The organism is Limnohabitans sp. TEGF005, from assembly GCF_055394835.1.
The window spans coordinates 358,457-382,573 of sequence record NZ_AP029226.1; the positions used below are offsets into that span (position 1 = coordinate 358,457).

The window sequence follows — 24,117 nt, forward strand, 5'->3', positions numbered from 1 at the left end:
AGGGATGCCTTGAACTGGCCCCACTGGCAACGCTTGGCTGAACGCTTTTTGCGCCGATGGGGTTTTGCCTTGTCTGGTTTGGTTGTGGGTTTATGGGGTGTTTGGGGGGCTCAGTTGCAGGTCAGCGAGGACCATTCACGCGTCGCCCAGGCGGTAGCGCTTTTGCACCAACAGCTGGCCGCTCTGCCTGCAGGTTTGTCGGGCCCGCCTGCAAAAGCGTTGTCGTCTCACCAGCAGAACATGCTGGCGAGCTTGCCGGGTGAGGCTCGGCAAGGGCAAATCTGGGCCGATTTGCAACAAGCATTGACGGGGCACGGATTGCGCCTGCTGTCTTTGCGCCCATTGCCGCCCACCTTGGCCGATGCGGCTGGCGGGCGGTTGCCCAGCCAAGCGGTAGCGGTGCGTTTGGTGGGCCGTTTTCAGGATTGGTCGAGCGTGTGGTCTACCTTGACGCAAGCTGGACCCGTGTGTTCCATCGACCGGATCAGCGTGGCGGCGACGGCCAACCCGGCAGAGGTCCAGATCGAAGCGGTACTGCGCGTCTGGATCCGCCCTGGTGCCGTGGGCGCGCACACGCTGCAGCCACCTGAGGGGACTTGGCTCGCCTCCGCCATGGCGGCACACCGCCAGTCCGGCCACCTGGAACCGGTCTTGTTTGCGCAGGCCAGGGGTTCAGGACCACTGGCCGATGGCGCGGTTGTGCGTTTGGCGGATTCGGCCGATCACAGCGACGCAAGCGGATCGGGTGTTGCGGGGGCATCAGGGGCCGCGAGGGGGGACGCGAATGCAGTGTCCGAAGACCCCCGTCAGTGGCCATTGGCGCGTGTGCGTTTGATCGGGCTTTGGCAACAAGGCGAGGATCGGCAGGCGATTTTGTCGGCAGGGCCGCATTGGGCTCGAGTGACTCAGGGCCAACGTGTCACGCAAGAAGGGCACCGCGTCGCTGCCATCACCGATGCCGGTGTGAGCTTGCGCTTGGCGCGGGGGCCTTTGTTGGCGCTCGGTTGGGACGAACGGCGTGACGAAACAAAAGACAGGGTAAAGCGATGATGACCTTCAAAAAATCCGGCGCTCGCGGGGGCCTGTGTTGGGGCCTGTGGGGATGCCTGAGTTGTGGCGCCTTCGGTGTTGCCTTGTCGTCAGTGGCGCAAACGCCCCAATCGCTTGCGCCGCAGCCATCGTCGGTGGTCGGTTTGACCTCGGTGGCCCCCGGGCTTGTGCCTGGTTTTGTGCCGGGCGACAAGCCGATCAGCCTGAACTTTCAAAATATCGACATCAAAGCGCTGTTACAGGTGTTTGCTGATTTTTCAGGCCTGAATGTGGTGCCGACCGACAGCGTGAGTGGGCCTGTGAGCGTGCGTTTGAACGATGTGCCGTGGCAGCAAGCCTTGGGCATTGTGTTGCAGTCCAAAGGCCTGGTTTCGCGTCAGGAGGGCCGTGTTTTGTGGGTGGCACCACAAGGCGAATGGGCCTTGCGTGAAAAAAAGCAACTGGACGCCCAAGCTGCACTGGACGCTGTGAGCCCTTTGCAAATGCTGTCCTTGCGTTTGCAATATGCCCGCGCCACCGAAGTGGCGCAGCGTTTGCAAGGTGGCGCAGCAGGCAGCAGCGGGGGGCGTTGGTTGAGTGCTCGCGGCAGTGTCTTGGCCGAGCCACGGACCAACCAGATTTTCATTTCAGACCTGCCCGTTCGTTTGCTGGATATTGAAAAAGTCCTGGCGCAGTTGGATGTGCCGGTGCGGCAGGTCCTGATCGAGGCCCGCATCGTCGAAGCCGATGACCAGTTTGGCCAATCGCTCGGGGTGCGGCTGGGGGCTGGTCTGGCGATCCCCATGAAGGTGCAAGGCCGGTCCAACACGCTGGCCCTGGGTGCCAGCAACCAGCCCGCAGCGGCCGGCACAGTGGCGGGCAATCAGGTCAACCTGCCTGCAGGATTGGCCGGGCAAACGCTCAACAACCCGGCCACTTTTGCCGTATCGCTGTTCAACGCTGCAGCCGATCGGTTCATCAATGTGGAAATTTCGGCTTTGGAGGCAGCAGGTTTGGGCAAGGTGGTGTCGCGGCCCCGCGTGGTCACAGCCGACCAGACCAAGGCCTTGATCGAGCAGGGCACCGAGCTGCCTTATCAAATAGCCGTGGGCACTGGCGTGACCGCCATTTCTTTCAGAAAGGCCAACCTCAAGCTAGAGGTGACGCCCCAAATCACCCCCGATGGTTCTGTTGTGTTGGATGTGGATGTGAACCGCGACAGCGTCGGGCAACTCACGCCGGCGGGTTATGCCATCAACACCAAGCATGTGAAGACCCAGGTGCGGGTGGAAGACGGTGGCACCGTGGTGCTGGGCGGCATTTACGAAGAAACCAACCGCAGCGACGAAGCCAAAGTCCCCGGTTTGGGCGATGTGCCTGGCTTGGGCTGGCTGTTTAAAAACCGCGATCAGACCCGACGCAAAAGCGAGTTGTTGATTTTCCTGACGCCTCGGGTGGTGGCCGATGGCCCTGTCGCACTGCCTCCCTGAAGCGGGGTTCCCTCGGACCTTTGCCCAAAGGGCCGTGCGGGTCAGGCCGGTCGAATACACTTGCAGACTCTGAAGTGCTGGCCATTTTTGTGTGTGGCCAAGCCGATATTTCCAGTGTGAGACTTCCTTGAGCATCATTTTCGTGGGCCTTCCGGGCTCGGGCAAAACCACCATTGGCCGGCAGCTGGCACGCCGTCTGGGGGTGCCCTTTGTCGATTCCGACCATGTGATCGAGCACCGTCTGGGTTGCTCGATCCGGGAATTCTTTGCCCGCGAAGGTGAAGACAGCTTCCGCGACGTCGAGCAGCAGGTGCTCGACGACCTGACCCAAAACCAAGAGGGCGTGATTGCCACCGGGGGCGGTTCTGTCTTGCGCGAAGCCAACCGCCGCCATTTGCGCGAGCGCGGCCATGTGATTTACCTGCGGTCCACACCCGAAGACGTGTTTCGCCGTGTGCGCCACGACACCGCGCGGCCTTTGCTGCAGGTGGATGACCCGCTCAGCCGTTTGCGTGCGCTGTTTGAGGCGCGCGACCCGCTGTACCGCGATGCTGCCCACTTTGTCATCGAAACCGGCCGCCCTTCGGTGGCTACGCTGGTCAACATGATCGTCATGCAGCTGGAGCTGGCAGGGCATTTGCCTGCCCAAGCCCCAACGCCAGCCCCAACGCCAGCACCCGCGCAGCCTGCCGCCAGCCCCTGAGATGCGTGCCAAAGCCCCTACACTTGGGGGCTATGTCAGAGCACACCCCCACCCTTGAACAGGTCGCCATTTCGCTGGACGACCGCAGTTACGACATCCACATTGGCCAGGGCCTTATGGGCCGCCAAGGCACATGGGCCGGGCTGCCCAAGGCGCAAACGGCCATGATCGTGACCAACGACACGATTGCCCCGATGTACGAAGCCGCTTTGCGCAGCGCCATCACCCCGCATTACAAGCAGGTGCACACCGTGGTCTTGCCCGATGGCGAGGCGCACAAAGACTGGCAGACCCTGAACTTGATTTTTGACGCACTGCTGTCCAAAGGTTGCGACCGCAAGACCGTGTTGTTCGCTTTGGGCGGTGGCGTGATCGGCGACATGACCGGCTTTGCGGCCGCCAGCTACATGCGCGGCGTGCCTTTTGTGCAGGTACCGACCACGCTCTTGTCGCAGGTCGACTCGTCGGTGGGCGGCAAAACCGCCATCAACCACCCGCTGGGCAAAAACATGATCGGTGCCTTTTACCAGCCGGTGCGCGTGGTCTGTGACCTGAACACTTTGCAAACCCTGCCGCCACGCGAACTGAGCGCGGGCTTGGCCGAAGTCATCAAATACGGCCCGATTGCCGATATGGCCTTTTTGGACTGGATCGAGGCGAACATCGACGCGCTGATCGCACAAGACCCGCAAGCGCTGGCCCATGCGGTCAAGCGCAGCTGCGAGATCAAGGCCTGGGTGGTCGGGCAGGACGAACGCGAAGCGGGCCTGCGGGCCATCTTGAACTTTGGCCACACCTTTGGCCACGCCATCGAAGCCGGTCTGGGCTTTGGCGTTTGGCTGCACGGCGAGGCGGTGGGCTGCGGCATGGTCATGGCGGCCGAGTTGTCACACCGTTTGGGCCAAGTCGATGCCACTTTTGTCGCGCGTTTGCGTGCCCTGATCGAACGCGCCGGATTGCCTGTGCGTGGCCCAGTCATCGATGCCACCGACAACGCTGGGCACTACATCGAGCACATGCGGCTCGATAAAAAAGCCGTGGGCGGCGACATCCAGTTTGTGGTGATCGACGGCCCCGGCCAAGCCGCCGTGTGTGGTGCACCCGATGCCATGGTGCGCGACGTGATCAACGCCTGCTGCGCCTGAGTGCCTGCCATGTTGCTGAGCGATTTGGCTGAAGTTCCCGTTCAGGCCGCCGGCAGTTTGTCGTTGCTGGCTTGCGACCCGGCTGAAACCCGTGGCCGTCGCCACCCCGAGCCTGCCGCGCCCACGCGCAACGCGTTCCAGCGCGACCGCGACCGCATCGTGCATTCCACCGCGTTTCGGCGTTTGGTCTACAAGACGCAGGTGTTCTTGAACCACGAAGGCGATTTGTTCCGCACGCGGCTGACGCATTCGCTGGAGGTGGCGCAACTGGGCCGCTCCATTGCCCGGGCGCTGGGGCTGAACGAAGATTTGGTGGAGGCTGTGGCGCTGGCGCACGACCTGGGTCACACGCCATTTGGTCACGCCGGGCAAGACGCGTTGAACGAGTGCATGGCGGAGCACGGGGGCTTTGAGCACAACCTGCAAAGCCTGCGCGTGGTGGACAAACTGGAAGAGCGTTATCCCGCGTTTGACGGCCTGAACCTGAGTTTTGAAACCCGCGAGGGGGTGCTCAAACATTGCTCGCGAGCCAACGCCGAGCATCTGGAGCTGGCCGAGCCGGGCGGGGTGGGGCGGCGCTTCATCGAGCGCACCCAGCCCAGCCTGGAAGCGCAGCTGTGCAATCTGGCCGACGCGATTGCCTACAACGCGCACGACATCGACGATGGTGTCCGCTCGGGCCTGATCAGCACCGAGCAGTTGTTGCAAGTCGAGCTGTTTGCGCATTACCACCATCAGACATTGGCCGAGCACCCGACGTTGGCTCAAAAGCCGCGTCGCCTGCTCTACGAAACCATCCGTCGCATGCTCAGCGATCAGGTGTATGACGTGATCGACACCACCCGCCAAGCTGTGGCCAGGGCGGGCGTGTGCACCTTGGCCGAGGCCCGACTGGCCGGTCCACTGGTGGGCTTTAGCACAGACATGAAGTCGCGCAGCAGCGAGCTCAAAAAGTTTTTGTTTGCGCAGCTCTACCGTCACCCGCAAGTCATGCACACCACGGGTCAGGCGCAGCAAGCGGTGCGCGAATTGTTTGCAGCGTATGTGACGAAACCCGCAGAAATGTCGGCTGACTTTGCCGCCAACCAAGACCTGCATCGCTCGGTGGCCGACTACATCGCCGGCATGACCGACCGCTTTGCCCTGCGTGAACACGAACGCCTGACCGGGCGCAAGCTCTTGTGACCGGGAGATTTTGGGCATGAGCCCACCACGCCATGACCGCGCCGCTTGGCTTGTGGTGCTGGCCGGGGGCGTTGCCGCGTTGCAGGTGGGCAAGCTGCCACCTGCTTTGCCTGCGTTGCAGGCCGAGCTGGGCCTGACGCTGGTGCAATCCGGTTTCCTCTTGTCGATTGTTCAGTTGGCGGGTTTGAGCCTGGCCGTGTTCATGGGCTTGTGGGCCGATGGCATGGGACTCAAACGCAGCATGGTGCGCGGTTTGTGCTTGTTGGCCTTGGCCAGCGCTTGGGGAGGCTTCGCCACATCGGTCACCGCCTTGCTGGCGCTGCGGGCCATCGAAGGCCTCGGGTTTTTGTGGGTCGTCCTGCCCGCGCCTGCCTTGATCCGCCGCTTGGTTTCGCCTGTGCAACTGCCTGCCATGCTGGGCGTGTGGGGTGCGTACATGCCTACGGGCACGGCGCTGGCTTTGCTGATCGGGCCTTTGTTCATTCCGGCCTGGGGTTGGGGCGCGTGGTGGTGGTTGTTTGCGGCCGTGTCGCTGGGCATGGCGGCTTGGCTCTGGCGCAGCGTGCCTGCCGATCTGACCGCCGATGCCGCCTTGGCAGGGCAGGGTGCCTTGCAACGCCTGCGCCGGACCTTGAGTGCGCCCGGCCCTTGGTGGGTGGCGCTCAGTTTTGGCATGTATTCGGGTCAGTGGCTGGCGGTGGTGGGTTTCTTGCCCTCCATTTACGCCGCTGCGGGCGTGAGTGGAGCTTTGCTGGGCGTGCTCACGGCATTGGCGGCAGCGGTAAACATGCTGGGCAATATGGCGTCGGGCCGTTTGCTGCAACGCGCTTGGGCACCTCGCGCTACGCTGTGGCTGGGCTTTGGCGCGATGGCACTGGGCAGCACTGTGGCCTTTGCCTCGTTCACCGAAGGCCTGCCGTGGCTGCGTTTTGCCGGGGTGCTGCTGTTCTCGGGTGTGGGAGGGCTGGTGCCGGGCACCTTGTTCAGTCTGGCGGTGCGCCTGGCCCCGGGTGAACAACAGGTGACCACCACCGTGGGCTGGGTGCAGCAGCTGTCGGCGTTGGGCCAGTTTGTGGGCCCGCCTGTGGTGGCCGCGGTGGCCGCAAGTGCAGGCGGCTGGCAGCTCACGCCGCTGGTCTCGGTGGGGTGTTGCGTGGTCGGCGCGGGCTTGGCTTGGGCGGCTGGGCGAGAGCTGGGGCGACAAACGATGCAGGCACAATCTCGCCCATGACCGATATGAACACCCCCGAAATCGCCGACACCGTTCGCTGGCTCGAACGCGCCGTGATTGGCCTGAACCTCTGCCCATTCGCCAAAGCCCCGCATGTGAAGGGCCAGATCCATTACGTGGTGAGCGAAGCCAAAGGCCTGGAAGGCTTGCGCGACGAGCTGATTGAAGCGCTGCAAGCCATGGCCGCCATGCCCGCCGAAGAGCGTGAGACCGTGCTCTTGATCGTGCCGCAGATGTTGCAGGACTTTCTGGAGTTCAACGATTTTCTGGACGAGGCCGATGCGGTGCTGCAAGAGCTGGACTTGGAAGGTGAATTCCAGGTGGCGAGTTTTCACCCGCAGTTCCAGTTTGCCGACACCGAGCCGGATGACATCGGCAATTTCACCAACCGCTCGCCCTACCCCACGCTGCATTTGCTGCGTGAGGAAAGCATCGACCGGGCGGTGGAGGCTTTTCCTGAAGCCGAAATGATTTACGAAACCAATATGGCGACCCTGGAAAAGCTGGGTGCCGAGGGCTGGAAAAAGCTGGCTGTCGGGCCCACGCCATGAAAACCCCAACACGCGCTCCCAAGACGCCCGCTGCCAGCCCTGACGCATTGCCCCCCGAAGTGCGCCCCGGCCAGTCGGTCGAACTGCTCAAGCAACTGCACATCCTCACGCGCGATGGCAAGCTCAACCAGGATTCGCGTCGCAAGCTCAAACAGGTCTACCACCTGTTCCAGTTCATCGAAAAGCTGCTGCTCGAACTGCCTGCCAGTGACACCGGGCCGACGCTGGCCGACCACGGGGCAGGCAAGTCGTATTTGGGTTTCATCATTTACGACCTGTTTTTCAAAGCGCTGGGCCAAGGCAGCATTTACGGCATCGAGACCCGAAGCGAATTGGTCGAATCGTCCAAAGCGCTGGCCGAGCGGCTGGGTTTTGAGCGCATGCGTTTTTTGAATGTGAGCGTGGTCGAATCCACACAAAGCGACGAACTGCCTGTGCAGATCGACGTGGTCACTGCGCTGCACGCCTGCGATACCGCCACCGACGACGCGATCGCGTTTGGCCTGCAAAAGAAGGCCAAATACATGGTGCTGGTGCCTTGCTGTCAGGCCGAACTGGCCCGGGCGCTGAACCAGAACAAGGCGTTGAATTTGCAGCGCACGCCCTTGGCTGAGTTGTGGCGTCACCCCTTGCACACCCGCGAGGTGGGCAGCCAGCTCACCAACGTGTTGCGCTGCCTTTACCTGGAGTCACAAGGCTATCAAGTCACTGTGACCGAACTGGTGGGCTGGGAGCACAGCATGAAGAATGAACTGATTCTGGCCAAGTACACCGGCCAGAAAAAACGCGCCTCGGGCGAGCGCCTGTTGGCGCTGCTCAAGGAGTTTGGCGTGGAAGGCCTGATGGGCGGGCGTTATCCGATGGTGGCTGTGGCTGCAGGGGTTCAGCCAGAGCTCGCCTGAAGCTTGGGGCTGTCTGGCAGGCGGCAAAGCCTGCCAGCAGTTTCACTGCGCCTCAATTTTTGCGTCGCGGATGGCCTTGGCCCATTTAGCGGTTTCGGCTTTGGATCGTTGCGCCAGTGCTTCGGGCGAGGCGGGTGCGGTTTCAAAGCCCAAGGCCGAGAAGCGTTCCAGGATGGTTTTGTCGGTGGCGGCGGCGTTCACGGCGGCATTGAGCTTTGTGATCAAGTCAGCCGGGGTGCCTGCGGGCGCAAAGACCGCAAAGTAGGCGATCAGTTCGTAGTCCTTCAGGCCCAGCGCTTCGTTCACGGTGGGTAGCTCGGGGATGGCTTTGGAGCGCTGGGTCGATGTGACGGCCAGGCCACGGATTTTCCCTGCTTTGATCTGGGGCAGCATGACGGCAAAGTCAGCGGTGAACAGGTTCACCTGGCCGCCAATCAGGTCGGTCATGGCGGCGGGGCCGCTTTTGTAAGGCACATTGGTCATCTGGATGCCGGCCATGCTGGCGAGCACTTCGGTGGAGACCAGTTGGGAGGTGCTGGCGCTGGCGAAAGTCACTTGTGTGGGCTTGGATTTGGCCAGATCGACCAATTCCTTCAGGTTTTTGGCGGGTACATCGTTGTTGACGGCCACGATCAGCGGCACCGAGCCCATGTAGGCCACAGGTGCAAAAGCGGTGTCCTGGTCGTAGGGCAGCTTTTTCATCAGGCTTTTCAGCGCGGCGTTCGTGCTGTTGGTGCCGATCAGGATCGTGTAGCCATCGGGTGCCGACTTGGCCACCGCGTCGGCTCCGAGCATGCCGTTCACGCCGGCTTTGTTTTCCACCACCACGGGCTGGCCCAAGGCCTCGGACATTTTTTGGGCAAAGGCGCGTCCGATTTGGTCGGTGGCGCTGCCCGCAGCAAAGGGCACGATGGCCTTGATCGGTTTGTTGGGGTAGGCCTGTGCCATGGCTTGAGAGGCCACAAGGCTCAGGCCCAGGGCGGCAGACAACAAGGTGGCGATGCGCAAACGTTTCATGGGGTCTCCAGTGGGTAAAAAGATCATTCCAGCACAAATGACAGCAGGTGCGCACTCAGGCATTTCCCGTGGGCGTCCAAGGCCAGCGAGCGGGTCACGCCGCCGCCCAGTGCCTGATGCATCACAAAATTGAGGGTGCCCAGATGGGGCAGGGCATAGCGTTCGACGGGGCCGTGCACGGTGCCGGCAAAGTGGGCTTGCACGCGTTCGGCGGTCAGGGCTTTTTCGAGCAGTGCAAAGTTTTGCGGTTCGTAGACGGTGACCGACAGGGTGGACCGATTGCCTTTGTCTCCGGTGCGTGTGTGGGCGATGTCGCGCAGCAGCATGTCAGTGTCCTTCGGCGTTCAGCAGCACGGTGGAGGGTTGCACGGCGCTGCGTGGCATGAGCACAGCGGCTGCGGCGATGACTTCTCGCACAGAGCGGGTTGCACCGCCGCCTCCGGCGGGTCCATTGGTGTAGAGGGCTTCGACTTCATGCGCCACATGCTGGGCCTGCTGCAAAGTGGGCACGCGCAGGGCCACGCGGGCGCGCACTTCGGTAGGCTCGGCCTTGGCTTGGCCTGAATCAGGTCCAAAGATGGCGTTCACACCGATCAGGTCGTATCGGCTTTCAAAGTGGGCGTAATCGGCTCCGGCCAGCCGTTGGCGTACCAGGTCCAGCGCCAGTTGCCCGCGCGATTGCGCACCCGGTCCGGCATAGCTCATCTGGCCTTCGCCGATGAAGCCATCGCGGTAACCCAGCGTGACTTTGAGCGTGTCGGTGCGAGCGTGGCCATTGCCGCCTGTGACCTGAACCCGGTCGGGTCCGGTTTGCACGAGTTGAACATGAGAGAAATCGGCCACCACATCAGGCTGCAGGTAACGCGCTGGATTTTCAATTTCGTAAAGCAGTTGTTCGGTACAAGTGGCCACCGTGACGCAACCGCCCGAGCCCGCCACTTTGGTGATGACGGCATCGCCCGAAGCGGTGACTTCGGCCAGAGGAAACCCCAGATTGACCATGTCGGGCACATCTTTGAAGCCGGGATCGGCAAAGTAGCCGCCGGTGATCTGGGCTGCGCACTCTAGCAAGTGGCCCACCAGCACGCCCTTGCCCAGCCGCGTCCAGTCGTCTGCTGCCCAGCCGAAGTGGTGCATCAAGGGCGCCAAAAACAGCGCCGGATCGGCCACTCGCCCGGTGATGATGACCTGTGCATCGCTTTGCAAAGCCGCTAGCAAAGCCTCAGCACCCAAATAAGCGTTGGCCGATATCAGCCGGGGTTGCAGGTCGGCCAGCGTCTGAGCAGATTCGAGTATTGGCAGCGACAAGCCGTTTGTGCCAAGCTGGGTCAGCACATCGTCGCCCAGCACCACCGCCACTTTGACTTGGTGTAATCCCAGTTCGCGGGCCACGGCCAACACCGCGTGCCCTGCCTGCAGCGGGTTGGCCGCGCCCATGTTGCTGATGATGCGTGTGCCCTGGCGGATGCAGGCGGGCAATACGGCACGCATGCGAGCGGCGAGCATGGGGTCGAAACCGAGTTCGGGTTGCTGGCTGCGTTCGAGCTGAGCCAGCGCAATCGTGCGTTCGGCCAGGCATTCGAACACCAGATAGTCCAGTTGGCCTTTTTCGGCCAGCGCCACGGCGGGGGGAATGCGGTCGCCCGCATAGCCTGCGCCGACGCCGATGCGGAGGGTTTGCTTGTCCATGTCTTGAGCTTAAACCTGCTCAAGCGGGGCGGCTGTCGCATCAGAGCCTGAATTTAATCGGTTTAATCGGGGTCAGATCCCAATTAAACTGGCCCTCTCTTTCAGGGAATCTCTCAATGGCCCGCCAACCCCGCCTCACCGTTGCCGCTTACCCGCACCATGTCATCCAGCGCGGCAATGACCGCCAGCCCATCGTGCGAGACGATGCCGACCGTGAGCGTTTGCTGGCTTTGTGGCAAGAGCATGCGCAGGCTTTCAAAGTGGCCATTCATGCCTGGGTGATCATGGACAACCACTTTCATTTGTTGGTCACGCCCGAAACGGACGAGGGTTTGCCAAAAATGATGCAGGCGGTGGGCCGGGCCTATGTGCGCTATTTCAATTTGCGCCATCAGCGTACCGGCACATTGTGGGAGGGGCGTTACCGCAGCAATTTGATTGAGAGTGAGCGCTATCTTTTGGCTTGCATGGTCTACATCGACCTGAACCCCGTTCGTGCGGGCATGGTGGCGCAACCGGCGGACTTCAAGTGGTCCAGCCACAGGCACTGTATTGGGCAGGCGAGCGACAAAATGGTGACCCCGCACGCCCTGTTTTGGGGCTTGGGCAACACGCCGTTTGCACGCGAGGCCGCTTATGCCGAGCTGGTTCAGGCGGGTTTGGCCTTGTCCGACAAAGACAAGCTGAGCCGCAGTGCCTTGTCGGGTTGGGCGCTGGGTTCGGCCGAATTTGTGAGCGAGTTGCAGCAATCCACGACGCGCCGCCTTGTGTCGGGCAGGGCCGGTCGACCTTTCAAAAAGACAGTGGATTGAATCTGTCCCCAATTGATTTGCCGTCTTGAATAAGCTGGAATTAATTGGGATCTGACCCCAATTAATTTTCTTGGCATGGATGCTGCTGTGCACTACACTCTTCAGTCTGCGTAAAAACCCTTAGGAGCGCGCCATGACCACGGCATCCGAAAAAGAACATTTCCAATCCACCGGTCTCTATGACCCGGCCAACGAGCACGATGCATGTGGTGTGGGCTTTGTAGCCCACATCAAGGGTCACAAGACCCATGCCATCGTCACGCAAGCGCTCTTGATTTTGCAAAACCTGGACCACCGGGGTGCTGTGGGTGCCGATGCGCTCATGGGCGACGGTGCCGGTATCTTGATTCAGCTGCCCGATGCGCTTTACCGCGACGAAATGGCCAAGCAGGGCATTGCGCTGCCGCCTTTCGGTGAATACGGCGTGGGCATGGTGTTTTTGCCCAAAGAACACGCCTCTCGCATGGCGTGCGAACAAGAGTTGGAACGCGCTGTCAAGGCCGAGGGACAAGTGGTGTTGGGCTGGCGCGATGTGCCGGTCAACCGCGACATGCCCATGTCGCCGCGCGTGCGCGAAAAAGAGCCGGTCATGCGCCAGATCTTCATTGGCCGTGGCGCCGATGTGATCGTGCAAGACGCCCTTGAGCGCAAGTTGTATGTGATCCGCAAAACCGCCAGCGCGGCCATCCAGGCCTTGAATCTGACGCACAGCAACGAGTACTACATCCCCAGCATGTCCAGCCGCACTGCGGTGTACAAGGGCTTGCTGTTGGCCGACCAAGTGGGCACGTATTACTTGGACCTGCAAGACGAGCGCTGCGTCTCGGCCTTGGGTCTGGTGCACCAGCGCTTCTCGACCAACACCTTCCCCGAGTGGCCATTGGCGCACCCTTACCGCTATGTGGCACACAACGGCGAGATCAACACCGTCAAAGGCAACTACAACTGGATGAAGGCCCGCGAAGGTGTGATGTCTTCGCCCGTGTTGGCTGGCGACCTGCAAAAGCTGTACCCCATCAGCTTTGCCGGTCAGTCCGACACCGCCACCTTCGACAACTGCCTTGAACTGCTGACCATGGCGGGCTACCCCATCAGCCAGGCTGTGATGATGATGATCCCAGAGCCATGGGAGCAGCACACCACCATGGACGAGCGCCGCAAGGCCTTCTATGAATACCACGCTGCGATGCTGGAGCCATGGGATGGCCCCGCGTCGATCGTGTTCACCGATGGCCGTCAGATCGGCGCCACACTGGACCGCAACGGTTTGCGTCCATCGCGTTACATCATCACCGACGACGACATGGTCATCATGGGTTCGGAAACCGGCGTGTTGCCGATCCCCGAAAGCAAGATCGTGCGCAAGTGGCGTCTGCAGCCCGGCAAGATGTTCCTGATCGATCTGGAACAAGGTCGCATGATCGACGACGAAGAGCTCAAGTCGAGCCTGGCCAGCAGCAAACCTTACAAGCAGTGGATCGAAAACCTGCGCGTCAAGCTGGACGATGTGGCCGCAGCCCCTGTGGCGGCGGCTTCTGCTGTGCAATTGCTGGACTTGCAACAAGCCTTTGGCACCACGCAAGAAGACATCAAGTTCTTGCTGGCGCCCATGGCCCAAGCGGGTGAAGAAGCGCTGGGCTCCATGGGCAATGACAGCCCGCTGGCCGTCTTGTCCGACAAAAATAAGCCGCTGTACAACTACTTCAAGCAGTTGTTCGCGCAAGTGACCAACCCGCCGATTGACCCGATCCGTGAAGCGATCGTGATGTCGCTGGTGTCCTTCATCGGCCCCAAGCCCAACTTGCTGGACATCAACCAGGTCAACCCGCCCATGCGCCTCGAAGTCAGCCAGCCGGTGCTGGACTTTGCTGACATGGCCAAGCTGCGCAACATCGAGCAAGCCACCAAGGGCAAGTTCAAGAGCGCTACGCTGGACATCACTTATCCAGTGTCGTGGGGGCATGAAGGTGTTGAAGCCAAGCTCGCTTCTTTGTGCGCTGAAGCCGTGGACGCCATCAAGGGCGGCCACAACATTCTGATCATCAGCGACCGCGGTGTGAACGCCACCCAGGTGGCTGTGCCTGCTTTGTTGGCGCTGTCGGCCATTCACCAGCATTTGGTGAGTGAAGGTCTGCGCACCACTGCAGGCTTGGTGGTTGAAACCGGGACCGCCCGCGAAGTGCACCACTTTGCCGTGTTGGCCGGTTACGGTGCCGAAGCCGTGCACCCTTACCTCGCCATGGAAACCCTGGCGGCCATGCACAAGGAATTGTCCGGTGACTTGTCGGCCGAAAAGGCCATCTACAACTACGTCAAGGCGATTGGCAAGGGCTTGTCCAAGATCATGTCCAAGATGGGCGTGAGCACCTACATGTCGTATTGCGGTGCGCAGTTGTTTGAAGCCATCGGCATCAACAGCGCGACCATCAGCAAGTATTTCACCGGCACGGCCAGCCGCGTGGGCGGCATTGGCGTGTTCGAAATCGCCGAAGAAGCCATTCGCATGCACACAGCCGCGTTTGGTGATGACCCCCTGCTGGCCACCATGCTCGATGCAGGTGGCGAATACGCTTGGCGTGCCCGTGGCGAAGAGCACATGTGGACGCCTGACGCGATTGCCAAGTTGCAGCACTCTACCCGTGCCAACAACTTCAACACCTACAAGGAATACGCCCAGATCATCAACGACCAGAGCAAGCGCCACATGACCCTGCGCGGTTTGTTCGAATTCAAGATCGATCCGTCCAAAGCCATCCCGCTCGAGCAGGTCGAGCCAGCCGCAGAGATCGTCAAGCGCTTCGCCACGGGTGCGATGTCCTTGGGTTCGATTTCTACCGAAGCACACGCCACTCTGGCTGTGGCCATGAACCGCATTGGCGGCAAGAGCAACACCGGTGAAGGCGGTGAAGACTCGGCACGTTACCGCAATGAGCTCAAGGGCATCCCGATCAAGCAGGGTGATTCCTTGAAGAGCGTGATCGGTGCCGAAAACGTCGAAGTCGACTTGCCTTTGCGAGATGGCGACTCTTTGCGTTCACGCATCAAGCAGGTGGCTTCGGGCCGGTTTGGCGTTACCGCCGAATACCTGTCCAGCGCGGATCAGATCCAGATCAAGATGGCTCAGGGCGCCAAGCCCGGTGAAGGCGGTCAGTTGCCGGGTGGCAAAGTGTCCGACTACATCGGCAAGCTGCGCCATTCTGTGCCCGGCGTCGGTTTGATCTCGCCACCGCCCCACCATGACATCTACTCGATCGAGGACTTGGCCCAGCTGATCCACGACCTGAAGAACGTGGCCCCACACAGTGACATCAGCGTCAAGCTGGTGTCTGAAATCGGCGTTGGCACCATCGCTGCCGGTGTGGCCAAGTGCAAGAGCGACCACCTCGTGATCGCGGGTCACGACGGTGGCACGGGCGCATCGCCTTGGTCGTCGGTTAAGCATGCGGGCTCGCCTTGGGAAATCGGCTTGGCCGAAACCCAGCAGACCTTGGTGCTCAACGGTTTGCGCGGTCGCATTCGTGTGCAGGCCGACGGTCAGATGAAGACCGGCCGTGACGTGGCCATCGGTGCCTTGCTGGGCGCAGACGAGTTCGGCTTTGCCACTGCACCGCTGGTGGTCGAGGGCTGCATCATGATGCGCAAGTGCCACCTGAACACCTGCCCGGTGGGCGTGGCCACGCAAGACCCCGAGTTGCGCAAAAAGTTCTCGGGCAAACCCGAGCACGTCGTGAACTACTTCTTCTTCATCGCTGAAGAAGCACGTCAGATCATGGCCCAGTTGGGCATCGCCAAGTTCGACGATCTGGTGGGTCGTGCTGACCTGCTCGACATGAAGATGGGCGTTGAACACTGGAAAGCCAAAGGCTTGGACTTCAGCCGTCTGCTGGCTGTGCCACAAGTGCCTGCCGATGTGGCGGTGCGCCATGTGTCCACTCAGGACCACGGTCTTGAAAAGGCCCTCGACAACGTGTTGATCGCCAAGAGCCGCGCGGCCATTGACAAGGGCGAAAAAGTCCAGTTCATGGAAGTCACTCGCAACGTGAACCGTTCCGTCGGTGCCATGTTGTCCGGTGCCGTGACCAAGGTGCACCCTGAAGGTCTGCCAGACGACACCCTGCGCATCCAGCTGGAAGGCACAGGCGGTCAATCGTTTGGTGCGTTCCTGGCCAAAGGCATCACCTTGTATTTGATCGGTGAAGCCAACGACTACACCGGCAAAGGCTTGTCGGGCGGCCGTGTGGTGGTGCGCCCAAGTCTGGAGTTCCGTGGCGTGGCATCGCAAAACATCATCGTGGGCAACACCGTCATGTACGGCGCTACCAGTGGTGAAGCTTTCTTTGCGGGTGTGGGCGGCGAGCGTTTCGCCGTGCGTTTGTCGGGTGCCACGGCCGTGGTCGAAGGCACTGGCGACCATGGTTGCGAATACATGACTGGCGGCACCGTGGCGGTGCTGGGCAAGACTGGCCGCAACTTCGGTGCAGGTATGAGCGGTGGTTTGGCGTACGTGTATGACGAAGACGGCCAATTTGCGTCGCGTTGCAACACCGCCATGGTCAGCATGGAAAAGGTGCTGAGCACCGCCGAGCAGGAAGCGCAAATTGACCGCAATGTGTGGCACCGTGACCAGACCGACGAAGCGCAGCTGAAGAAATTGCTGGAAGACCACCACAAGTGGACCGGAAGCCAGCGTGCCCGCGAGTTGTTGGACAACTGGGCCACGGCCCGCGCCAAGTTCGTCAAGGTCTTCCCGAACGAATACAAGCGTGCTCTCGGCGAAATCAATGCCCGCAAAGCCGCCAAGGCCACCCAGCCTGTGGCCGCCTGAGCCGAACGTCAAGATTGAAGGAATAGCATCATGGGAAAAATCACAGGCTTCATGGAATTCGAGCGCATCGAAGAAGGTTACAAACCCGTCGCCGAGCGCTTGAAGAACTACGGTGAGTTCGTGATCGGTTTGACCGACGAGCAAGCCAAGAAACAGGCTGCGCGTTGCATGGATTGCGGCACGCCGTTTTGCAACAACGGTTGCCCGGTCAACAACATCATTCCAGACTTCAACAATCTGGTGTTCGAAGGCGACTGGAAAAACGCGATCGAAGTGCTGCACAGCACCAACAACTTCCCCGAGTTCACGGGCCGCATCTGCCCTGCACCATGCGAGGCGGCTTGCGTGGTCAACGTGAACGACGACGCCGTGGGCATCAAGTCGATTGAGCACGCCATCATCGACCGCGCTTGGGCCGAGGGCTGGGTGACACCTCGTCCTGCCAAGGTCAAGACCGGTAAAAAAGTGGCTGTGATTGGTGCGGGCCCCGCTGGCCTCGCTGCAGCACAGCAGCTGGCCCGTGCAGGTCACGATGTGACCTTGTTCGAAAAGAACGACCGTGTGGGCGGCTTGCTGCGCTACGGTATCCCCGACTTCAAGATGGAAAAGACGCACATCGACCGTCGCGTCAAGCAGCTCGAAGCCGAAGGCGTGACCATTCGCACCAGCGTGCTGGTCGGCAGTTGGCCCAAAGACTCCAAGGTCACCAACTGGGCCAAGGAAACCATCTCGGCAGAGCAGCTCAAAAAAGACTTTGACGCGGTGTTGCTGACTGGCGGTTCCGAGCAGTCGCGTGACTTGCCTGTGCCCGGTCGCGATCTGGACGGAATCCACTTTGCGATGGAGTTTTTGCCCCAGCAAAACAAGGTGAATGCGGGCGACAAGCTCAAAGGTCAGTTGCGTGCCGATGGCAAAAACGTCATCGTGATCGGTGGCGGTGACACCGGCTCGGATTGCGTAGGCACATCTAACCGCCACGGTGCCGTCAGCGTCACGCAGTTCGAGGTGATGCCTGAGCCACCCAAAGAAGAAAACCGCCCGCTCACCTGGCCTTACTGGCCCATGAAGCTGCGCACTTCTTCTTCGCACGATGAAGGTTGCACCCGCGAATTTGCGGTATCGACCAAGGAATTCATTGGCGAAAAAGGCAAGGTCACGGGTTTGAAGACGGTGCACGTCGAGTTCAAAGACGGCAAGATGGTCGAGATTCCAGGCTCCGAAAAAGAATACAAAGCCGACTTGGTCTTGTTGGCCATGGGCTTTGTGAACCCGGTCGCGACCGTGCTCGAAGCCTTTGGCGTAGACAAAGATGCCCGTGGCAACGCCAAGGCCAGCACCGACTTCACAGGCGGCTATGCCACCAATGTGGACAAGGTGTTTGCTGCGGGCGACATGCGCCGTGGGCAATCGTTGGTGGTCTGGGCCATTCGCGAAGGTCGTCAGGCCGCACGTTCGGTGGATGAGTTTTTGATGGGCAAGAGCGACCTGCCGCGCTAAGGCTGGCCGGTTCTAGGTAAAATCCCTAGAACACCAAGGTTTACATCGCGTTGACCTTGGGGTCATAACATCACAAGAGCCGGACAACCCGGCTCTTGTTTTTCATGAACACCACATCTGCACCACCCCTTGTTGAATTGCGCGACCTGAGCTTTGGGTACGGCGACCGAGTCATCTTGAAGAACCTGAGCTTCAACGTGCCTCGTGGCCAAGTCACGGCTCTGATGGGGGTGTCTGGCGGGGGTAAAACAACCGTGCTGCGGCTGATAGGTGGTCAGATTCGCGCCAGCCAAGGCCAGATGCTGTTTGATGGGGACGACATCACCACCATGCGCCAGACCGAGCTGTATGCAGCCCGTCGCCGCATGGGCATGCTGTTCCAGTTTGGCGCTTTGTTCACCGACATGAGTGTGTTCGACAACGTGGCCTTCCCCTTGCGCGAGCACACCCGTTTGTCTGAGGACCTGATCCGCGACATCGTGCTCATGAAGCTGGATGCGGTGGGCTTGCGGGGTGCCCGTGACCTGAAACCCTCAGAAATTTCCGGTGGCATGAGCCGCCGTGTGGCCTTGGCTCGCGCCATTGCACTCGACCCCGACCTCATCATGTACGACGAGCCCTTTGCCGGACTCGATCCGATCTCGCTGGGCACGGCAGCACGCCTGATTCGCCGCTTGAACGACAGCTTGGGCATCACCAGCGTGGTCGTGTCGCACGATGTGACCGAGACCTTTGAGATCGCCGACCATGTGGTTATTCTGGCCAATGGCGGTGTGGCAGCGCAAGGCACGCCCGCTGAGTTGCGCGTCAGCACTGACCCCTTGATCCACCAGTTTGTGCATGCGCTCAGCGACGGCCCCGTGCCTTTCCATTACCCGGCCCCCTCGATAGCGCAAGACTACGACCGGAGGGCTGCATGATCACCGCTGTGTTGGGCGCTTTGGGCGCATCCACCCGTCAGATGCTGACGGATTGGGGCTTTGGTGCTCGCCTGTTCTTTAAGTTGGTGGGCATGTCTGGCGCAGCCCTCAAGCGCTTTGGCCTGGTGCGTGACCAAGTGCATTTTTTGGGCAATTATTCGCTGGCCATCATCACCGTGTCGGGCTTGTTTGTGGGCTTTGTGTTGAGTTTGCAGGGCTACTACACCTTGCAACGCTATGGCTCGGCCGAGGCGCTGGGCTTGTTGGTCGCCCTGAGTCTGGTGCGCGAACTCGGGCCTGTGGTGGCGGCCTTGCTTTATGCCGGTCGCGCAGGGGCTTCACTCACGGCCGAGATCGGTCTCATGCGTGCGGGCGAACAACTCACGGCGCTGGAAATGATGGCTGTGGACCCCATTCAGCGCATCCTGGCACCGCGCTTTTGGGGGGGCATCATTGCCTTGCCCCTGTTGGCGGCCGTGTTCAGCGCAGTCGGTATCCTGGGCGGCTATGTGGTGGGTGTGCTGCTGATTGGTGTCGATTCGGGTTCGTTCTGGAGCCAGATGCAAGGCGGCGTTGATGTCTTCAAAGATGTGGGCAACGGCATCATCAAAAGTGTGGTGTTTGCCGTTGCTGTGACTTTCATTGCCTTGCTCCAGGGTTATGTGGCCAAGCCCACGCCCGAGGGTGTGGCCAGTGCCACCACGCGCAGCGTGGTGGTTTCTTCCTTGTCGGTGTTGGGACTGGATTTCATCCTGACCGCGATGATGTTCAGTATTTGAGGAGGACGGCATGCAACGTTCAAAAAATGATGTGTGGGTCGGTTTGTTTGTCTTGTTGGGCGCGGTGGCCGTGCTGTTTCTGGCACTCAAGGCCGCCAACCTGTTGACCTTGAACTTCAACGCCAGCTACGATGTCAGCGCCAAATTTGACAACATTGGTGGTCTCAAACCGGGTGCCGCCGTCAAGAGCGCCGGTGTGGTGGTTGGCCGCGTCAAGAAAATCGAATTTGATGGTGAGTCGTTTCAGGCCAAGGTCACTTTGGCTTTGCAGTCGGAACACGCGTTTCCCCAGGACAGCGCCCTGAAAATCCTCACCAGTGGCCTGCTGGGCGAGCAATACCTGGATGTGTCGCCCGGTGCAGATGAAAAAAATCTGGTAGCCGGTGACCGAATTGGATCGACCCAGTCAGCGGTCATTTTGGAAAACCTGATCAGCCAATTTTTGTTTAGCCAAGCCGAAAAACCGGCGGCAGAAAGTCAAAAACCATGAGCCATTCCATGCGAAGAATTTTGCTGCTGTGCGCTGGCTTCATGGTGTTGGCCTTGCAGGGCTGTGCCAGTGTTCAGCATGCGGACGTGCGCGACCCTTGGGAGTCAATGAACCGAAGTGTTTACAACTTCAACGACGCGCTGGACAACTTGGCCCTCAAGCCTGCAGCGAAGGCCTACACCGCTGTGCTGCCCAGCCCGGTGCGTACGGGCATTCACAATTTTCTGGGTAACCTGGGCGATGTGTGGTCCATGGCCAATAGCGCCCTGCAATTGAAGGGCCAGGCCACAGTCGAGACGCTCATGCGCATCAGCGTGAATACGGTTTTTGGTTTGGGCGGTGTGCTCGATGTGGCCACAGAAATGCGACTTGAGAAACGCAAGGAAGACTTCGGTCAGACCTTGGGTTATTGGGGTGTCAAGCCCGGGCCCTATGTGGTGTTGCCTTTGTTTGGGCCGTCGACTTTGCGAGACACGGTTGCCATGCCGCTCGACATGCAGGGCAACCTCGTGCCGCAATTCAACGATACCGCGACCCGCAACGTTCTGTCCGTGACGGGTGTATTGGATGTACGTTCAGGGCTGCTTCAGACCGTTGATGTCGTCAAGGCGGCCGCCTTGGACCCTTACACATTTGTTCGGGATGGGTATCTGCAAAAACGGATCAATGACATTCACGACGGCAATCCACCGGCGGTTTTTGATTACTCTGAGTCAGAGGCACCCTGAGTTGCACCCATGGCGAGACGGCCTGCCGCTCGTTACAGTTGTTACAAGAGGCCTGCCTCTTGACCGTATAGTTAGCTGATGAAAAACATGTCCGTATTGCCTGTGAACCGCCGCCATCTTTTGACCACCGTCGGTGTTTTGGCGCTGTGCTGCACCGGGGTGCCCGCTTGGGCTGCAGACGAAGCCCCAGAGGCCTTCATCAAGCGCATCACCAACGACACCTTGAGCACCATCAAGGCCGACAAGGCTCTGCGAAATGGCGACATCGGCAAAATCATGCAACTGGTCGACAGCCAACTGATGCCGCATGTGAATTTTCGCCGCATGACCGCATTGGCCACAGGGCCAGCATGGCGAAAAGCCACACCAGAACAGCAAAAACGCCTGCAAGATGAATTCAAGGTTTTGTTGGTGCGCACCTATTCCGGAGCGCTCAGTCAGGTCAGTGACCAGGTCGTGGTGGTCAAGCCTTTGCGTGCAGGCCAAGAAGACAAAAATCTGGTAGTCAACACCGAAGTGCGAGGCAAAGGTGACCCGATCCAGCTGGACTACCGCCTTGAAAAAACGCCCGGAGAAGGTGCTGGCTGGATGATTTTTGACCTGAATGTCCTGGGTGTCTGGTTGGTCGAAAATTACCGCACCCAATTCACCAAAGAAATCAATGCCGGTGGTATCGATGCGCTGATCGCCAGCTTGGCCGCGCGCAATAAAACCAACGCCAAAGCTTCCTGAGTCAGTCAAACATGATCAGCGCATTGACTTTGCCCCAAACCTTGCTGCATGACCAAGCGGACGCTTGTTTGGCCGAGTGGGTGGCGCAATTGCCTCTGGATGCGAAGCCCGACGTTGAAGTGGACGCCTCTGCGTTGGTCGCGTTTGACTCTTCGGCTTTGGCCGTTTTGCTGGGCTTGCGCCGTGTGGTCTTGGCGCACGGCGGTTCATTGCAGATCAGGGGCATGACGTCCCGTCTGCGCGAATTGGCCAGCCTGTACGGTGTGCTTGACTTGCTTGTGCAGGTCTGAATAGCCGGTTTTGGGGTCTTTTTGCCCCGATCCCCCACTATTGCTCTGGGGGCAGTAGGCCAGCACTTAAAATACAGCCCTTCCATGCCCGCGCTCTCATTCCAATCCGTCTCTAAAACCTACCTAGCCAAACAGGCGGGTGCAGCTGCGTTCAAAGCGCTCGACCAGGTCAGCTTTGACGTTCAGGAGGGCGAGTTCTTTGGTCTGCTCGGCCCCAACGGCGCAGGCAAAACCACTTTGATCAGCACCTTGGCAGGCTTGACTCGCGCAAGCCAAGGCAAAGTACTGGTCCATGGCCACGATGTACAGGCCGACTACGCCACAGCGCGTCGCTTGCTGGGCGTGGTGCCGCAAGAGCTGGTGTTTGACCCTTTTTTCACAGTGCGTGAGTCCTTGCGCATTCAGTCGGGCTATTTCGGTGTCAAGAACAACGACGCCTGGATCGACGAGCTGCTGGACAGCCTGGGCCTGGCCGACAAGGCGGGCTCCAATATGCGCCAACTCTCGGGCGGCATGAAGCGCCGAGTACTGGTGGCGCAAGCCTTGGTGCACAAACCACGCGTGATCGTGCTCGACGAGCCGACCGCTGGGGTCGATGTCGAGCTGCGTCAGACGCTGTGGCAGTTCATCGCCAAACTCAACAAGCAAGGACACACCGTCTTGCTGACCACCCATTACCTAGAAGAGGCCGAGGCCTTGTGCGGGCGCATCGCCATGCTCAAGCGTGGCCAGTTGCTGGCCTTAGAGCGCACCTCGGATTTGCTGCGCTCGGCCACCAGCCAGGTGCTGCGCTTCAAACTCGATGGCGACTTGCCGCCGGCTGTGGCGGCCATGGCCCGCGTGACGGGCCGCATCGTGCAATTGCCGGTGCACAACGCGGTCGAGATCGAAAACCACTTGGCCACCCTGCGTACGGCGGGTTTGGTGGTCGAAGACGTCGAGATCCGACAGGCCGACCTGGAAGACGTGTTTTTGGAAGTCATGAACCGCAAAGGGGTTGCTGCATGAGCACCGCAAAGCCAACCCCTGAATCGCCCGTTTCCGGCGCTGAGCTGCTTGACGTGGCGGTGCATGGCGGATTCATGCTCGGCTGGCAAACCCTTTTATACAAAGAAGTGTTGCGTTTCTGGAAAGTGGCTTTCCAGACTGTGGCCGCGCCCGTGCTGACCTCGGTGCTCTATATGCTGATCTTCGGCCATGTGCTGGAAGACCACGTTAAGGTGTATGACCAAGTGCCTTACACCTCGTTTTTGTTGCCGGGCCTGATCATGATGGGCGTGTTGCAAAACGCCTTTGCCAACAGCTCGTCAAGTTTGGTGCAGAGCAAGATCATGGGCAGTCTGGTGTTTTTGCTGCTCACGCCTTTGTCGCACCGCAGCTGGTTTGTGGCCTATGTGGGCTCGTCTGTGGTGCGTGGTTTGGCCGTGGGTCTGGGTGTCTTTGTCATCACCGGCTGGATGGTCAACATCCACTTTGTGAATCTGCTGTGGATTTTGACTTTCGCCTTGATGGGTGCGGCCATGATGGGCGCTTTGGGTGTGATCGCCGGTCTGTGGGCTGAAAAGTTTGACCAGATGGCCGCGTTCCAGAACTTCATCATCATGCCGATGACCTTTTTGTCGGGTGTGTTTTATTCCATTCATTCTTTGCCGCCGTTTTGGCAAAAAATCAGCCACTTGAACCCGTTTTTCTACATGATTGACGGTTTTCGTTATGGCTTTTTTGGCCAAAGCGATGTCTCACCTTGGACCAGTCTGGCCGTGGTGGGCACCGCCTTGGTGCTCATCAGCAGCCTGACCCTTTACCTTTTGCGCACCGGCTACAAAATCCGGAGCTGAACCCCCATGAACGCAGAGCAACTTCAAGCCATCATCGCCGCAGGCCTCACTTGCACCCACCTCAGTGTGGAGGGCGATGGCCGACATTGGAGCGCCGTGGTGGTGTCTGAAGCCTTTGCCGGCATGCGTCCCATTGCCCGCCACCAACGCGTGTACGCAACGCTGGGCCAAAAAATGCACACCGATGAAGTGCATGCTTTGTCGATGAAGACCTACACGCCCGCCGAGTGGGCCGCGCAAGCGAACTGATCGCTTTTCCCCACT

23 protein-coding genes are annotated in these 24,117 nt (G+C 60.1%); 20 read left to right on the forward strand and 3 right to left on the reverse strand.

The features are described from left to right. The first annotated feature begins 9 nt into the window (after window positions 1–9). The 8 genes from ACZ5RG_RS01645 (at window position 10) to ACZ5RG_RS01680 (ending at window position 8,236) form a co-directional block, all read left to right on the forward strand. Window positions 10–1,050, forward strand: coding sequence for a hypothetical protein (locus ACZ5RG_RS01645; RefSeq protein WP_464447629.1), 1,041 nt, complete (start codon window positions 10–12; stop codon window positions 1,048–1,050). Beyond that, window positions 1,047–2,519, forward strand: coding sequence for a type IV pilus secretin PilQ (locus tag ACZ5RG_RS01650; protein WP_464447630.1), 1,473 nt, complete (start codon window positions 1,047–1,049; stop codon window positions 2,517–2,519). Before ACZ5RG_RS01645 ends, ACZ5RG_RS01650 begins: the two co-directional genes overlap by 4 nt. Before the next feature lie 127 nt (window positions 2,520–2,646). Continuing rightward, the gene (locus ACZ5RG_RS01655) at window positions 2,647–3,222 is read left to right on the forward strand and encodes a shikimate kinase (RefSeq protein ID WP_298601763.1); all 576 of its coding nucleotides are present in this window, start codon (window positions 2,647–2,649) and stop codon (window positions 3,220–3,222) included. A gap of 32 nt (window positions 3,223–3,254) precedes the next feature. Then, window positions 3,255–4,367: a 3-dehydroquinate synthase gene (gene aroB, locus ACZ5RG_RS01660; protein WP_464447631.1), complete on the forward strand. Its 1,113-nt coding sequence runs from the start codon at window positions 3,255–3,257 to the stop codon at window positions 4,365–4,367. A 9-nt stretch (window positions 4,368–4,376) separates the two neighbouring features. Beyond that, entirely contained in the window at window positions 4,377–5,552 is a 1,176-nt protein-coding gene (locus ACZ5RG_RS01665; RefSeq protein ID WP_312261713.1) for a deoxyguanosinetriphosphate triphosphohydrolase, read from the forward strand. A gap of 16 nt (window positions 5,553–5,568) precedes the next feature. Then, window positions 5,569–6,783 carry an MFS transporter gene (locus tag ACZ5RG_RS01670; protein ID WP_464447632.1) on the forward strand — a complete coding sequence of 405 codons (1,215 nt, stop codon included), beginning with the start codon at window positions 5,569–5,571 and terminating at the stop codon, window positions 6,781–6,783. Continuing rightward, the gene (locus ACZ5RG_RS01675; RefSeq protein WP_298601772.1) at window positions 6,780–7,334 is read left to right on the forward strand and encodes a DUF1415 domain-containing protein; all 555 of its coding nucleotides are present in this window, start codon (window positions 6,780–6,782) and stop codon (window positions 7,332–7,334) included. Before ACZ5RG_RS01670 ends, ACZ5RG_RS01675 begins: the two co-directional genes overlap by 4 nt. After that, window positions 7,331–8,236 (forward strand): class I SAM-dependent methyltransferase, encoded by a 906-nt coding sequence (locus ACZ5RG_RS01680; protein WP_464447633.1) that lies wholly within the window; start codon window positions 7,331–7,333, stop codon window positions 8,234–8,236. The genes ACZ5RG_RS01675 and ACZ5RG_RS01680 overlap by 4 nt, the downstream gene beginning before the upstream one ends. Before the next feature lie 42 nt (window positions 8,237–8,278). Here the strand turns inward: ACZ5RG_RS01680 and ACZ5RG_RS01685 are convergent, their stop codons facing one another. The 3 genes from ACZ5RG_RS01685 to ACZ5RG_RS01695 are packed head-to-tail and all read right to left on the reverse strand — an operon-like array spanning window position 8,279 to window position 10,942. Continuing rightward, window positions 8,279–9,253, reverse strand: a complete 975-nt coding sequence (locus ACZ5RG_RS01685; protein ID WP_312261721.1) for a Bug family tripartite tricarboxylate transporter substrate binding protein — start codon at window positions 9,251–9,253, stop codon at window positions 8,279–8,281. A 23-nt stretch (window positions 9,254–9,276) separates the two neighbouring features. Further along, on the reverse strand, window positions 9,277–9,579 hold the full coding sequence (locus tag ACZ5RG_RS01690; protein ID WP_464447634.1) for an AtuA-related protein: 303 nt from the start codon (window positions 9,577–9,579) through the stop codon (window positions 9,277–9,279). A gap of 1 nt (window position 9,580) precedes the next feature. Next, window positions 9,581–10,942, reverse strand: coding sequence for an acyclic terpene utilization AtuA family protein (locus ACZ5RG_RS01695; protein ID WP_464447635.1), 1,362 nt, complete (start codon window positions 10,940–10,942; stop codon window positions 9,581–9,583). A 116-nt stretch (window positions 10,943–11,058) separates the two neighbouring features. Between ACZ5RG_RS01695 and ACZ5RG_RS01700 the strand changes: the two genes are divergently transcribed. The 12 genes from ACZ5RG_RS01700 (at window position 11,059) to ACZ5RG_RS01755 (ending at window position 24,102) form a co-directional block, all read left to right on the forward strand. Then, on the forward strand, window positions 11,059–11,754 hold the full coding sequence (locus ACZ5RG_RS01700) for an REP-associated tyrosine transposase (RefSeq protein WP_464447636.1): 696 nt from the start codon (window positions 11,059–11,061) through the stop codon (window positions 11,752–11,754). Between the two features lie 133 nt (window positions 11,755–11,887). Then, a complete protein-coding gene (locus ACZ5RG_RS01705) occupies window positions 11,888–16,579 on the forward strand; it encodes a glutamate synthase-related protein (RefSeq protein WP_315137935.1) in 4,692 nt (1,563 codons plus the stop codon). A gap of 30 nt (window positions 16,580–16,609) precedes the next feature. Then, complete coding sequence (locus tag ACZ5RG_RS01710; protein ID WP_019429796.1) at window positions 16,610–18,076, forward strand: glutamate synthase subunit beta; 1,467 nt, start codon at window positions 16,610–16,612, stop codon at window positions 18,074–18,076. A gap of 104 nt (window positions 18,077–18,180) precedes the next feature. Further along, window positions 18,181–18,996 carry an ABC transporter ATP-binding protein gene (locus ACZ5RG_RS01715; RefSeq protein ID WP_298601798.1) on the forward strand — a complete coding sequence of 272 codons (816 nt, stop codon included), beginning with the start codon at window positions 18,181–18,183 and terminating at the stop codon, window positions 18,994–18,996. Next, the gene (mlaE, locus tag ACZ5RG_RS01720; protein WP_298601801.1) at window positions 18,993–19,775 is read left to right on the forward strand and encodes a lipid asymmetry maintenance ABC transporter permease subunit MlaE; all 783 of its coding nucleotides are present in this window, start codon (window positions 18,993–18,995) and stop codon (window positions 19,773–19,775) included. Before ACZ5RG_RS01715 ends, mlaE begins: the two co-directional genes overlap by 4 nt. 10 nt (window positions 19,776–19,785) lie before the next feature. Further along, window positions 19,786–20,265, forward strand: a complete 480-nt coding sequence (mlaD, locus tag ACZ5RG_RS01725) for an outer membrane lipid asymmetry maintenance protein MlaD (RefSeq protein WP_298601806.1) — start codon at window positions 19,786–19,788, stop codon at window positions 20,263–20,265. Between the two features lie 8 nt (window positions 20,266–20,273). Continuing rightward, window positions 20,274–20,993 (forward strand): VacJ family lipoprotein, encoded by a 720-nt coding sequence (locus ACZ5RG_RS01730; protein ID WP_315235130.1) that lies wholly within the window; start codon window positions 20,274–20,276, stop codon window positions 20,991–20,993. A 78-nt stretch (window positions 20,994–21,071) separates the two neighbouring features. After that, entirely contained in the window at window positions 21,072–21,725 is a 654-nt protein-coding gene (locus ACZ5RG_RS01735; protein ID WP_315137925.1) for an MlaC/ttg2D family ABC transporter substrate-binding protein, read from the forward strand. 11 nt (window positions 21,726–21,736) lie between these two features. Beyond that, the gene (locus ACZ5RG_RS01740) at window positions 21,737–22,015 is read left to right on the forward strand and encodes an STAS domain-containing protein (protein ID WP_298601813.1); all 279 of its coding nucleotides are present in this window, start codon (window positions 21,737–21,739) and stop codon (window positions 22,013–22,015) included. An 84-nt stretch (window positions 22,016–22,099) separates the two neighbouring features. After that, window positions 22,100–23,023 carry an ABC transporter ATP-binding protein gene (locus tag ACZ5RG_RS01745; RefSeq protein WP_464447637.1) on the forward strand — a complete coding sequence of 308 codons (924 nt, stop codon included), beginning with the start codon at window positions 22,100–22,102 and terminating at the stop codon, window positions 23,021–23,023. Between the two features lie 74 nt (window positions 23,024–23,097). Next, complete coding sequence (locus tag ACZ5RG_RS01750; protein ID WP_298601896.1) at window positions 23,098–23,853, forward strand: ABC transporter permease; 756 nt, start codon at window positions 23,098–23,100, stop codon at window positions 23,851–23,853. A gap of 6 nt (window positions 23,854–23,859) precedes the next feature. Further along, on the forward strand, window positions 23,860–24,102 hold the full coding sequence (locus ACZ5RG_RS01755; protein WP_019429787.1) for a BolA family protein: 243 nt from the start codon (window positions 23,860–23,862) through the stop codon (window positions 24,100–24,102). Window positions 24,103–24,117: the final 15 nt, after the last annotated feature.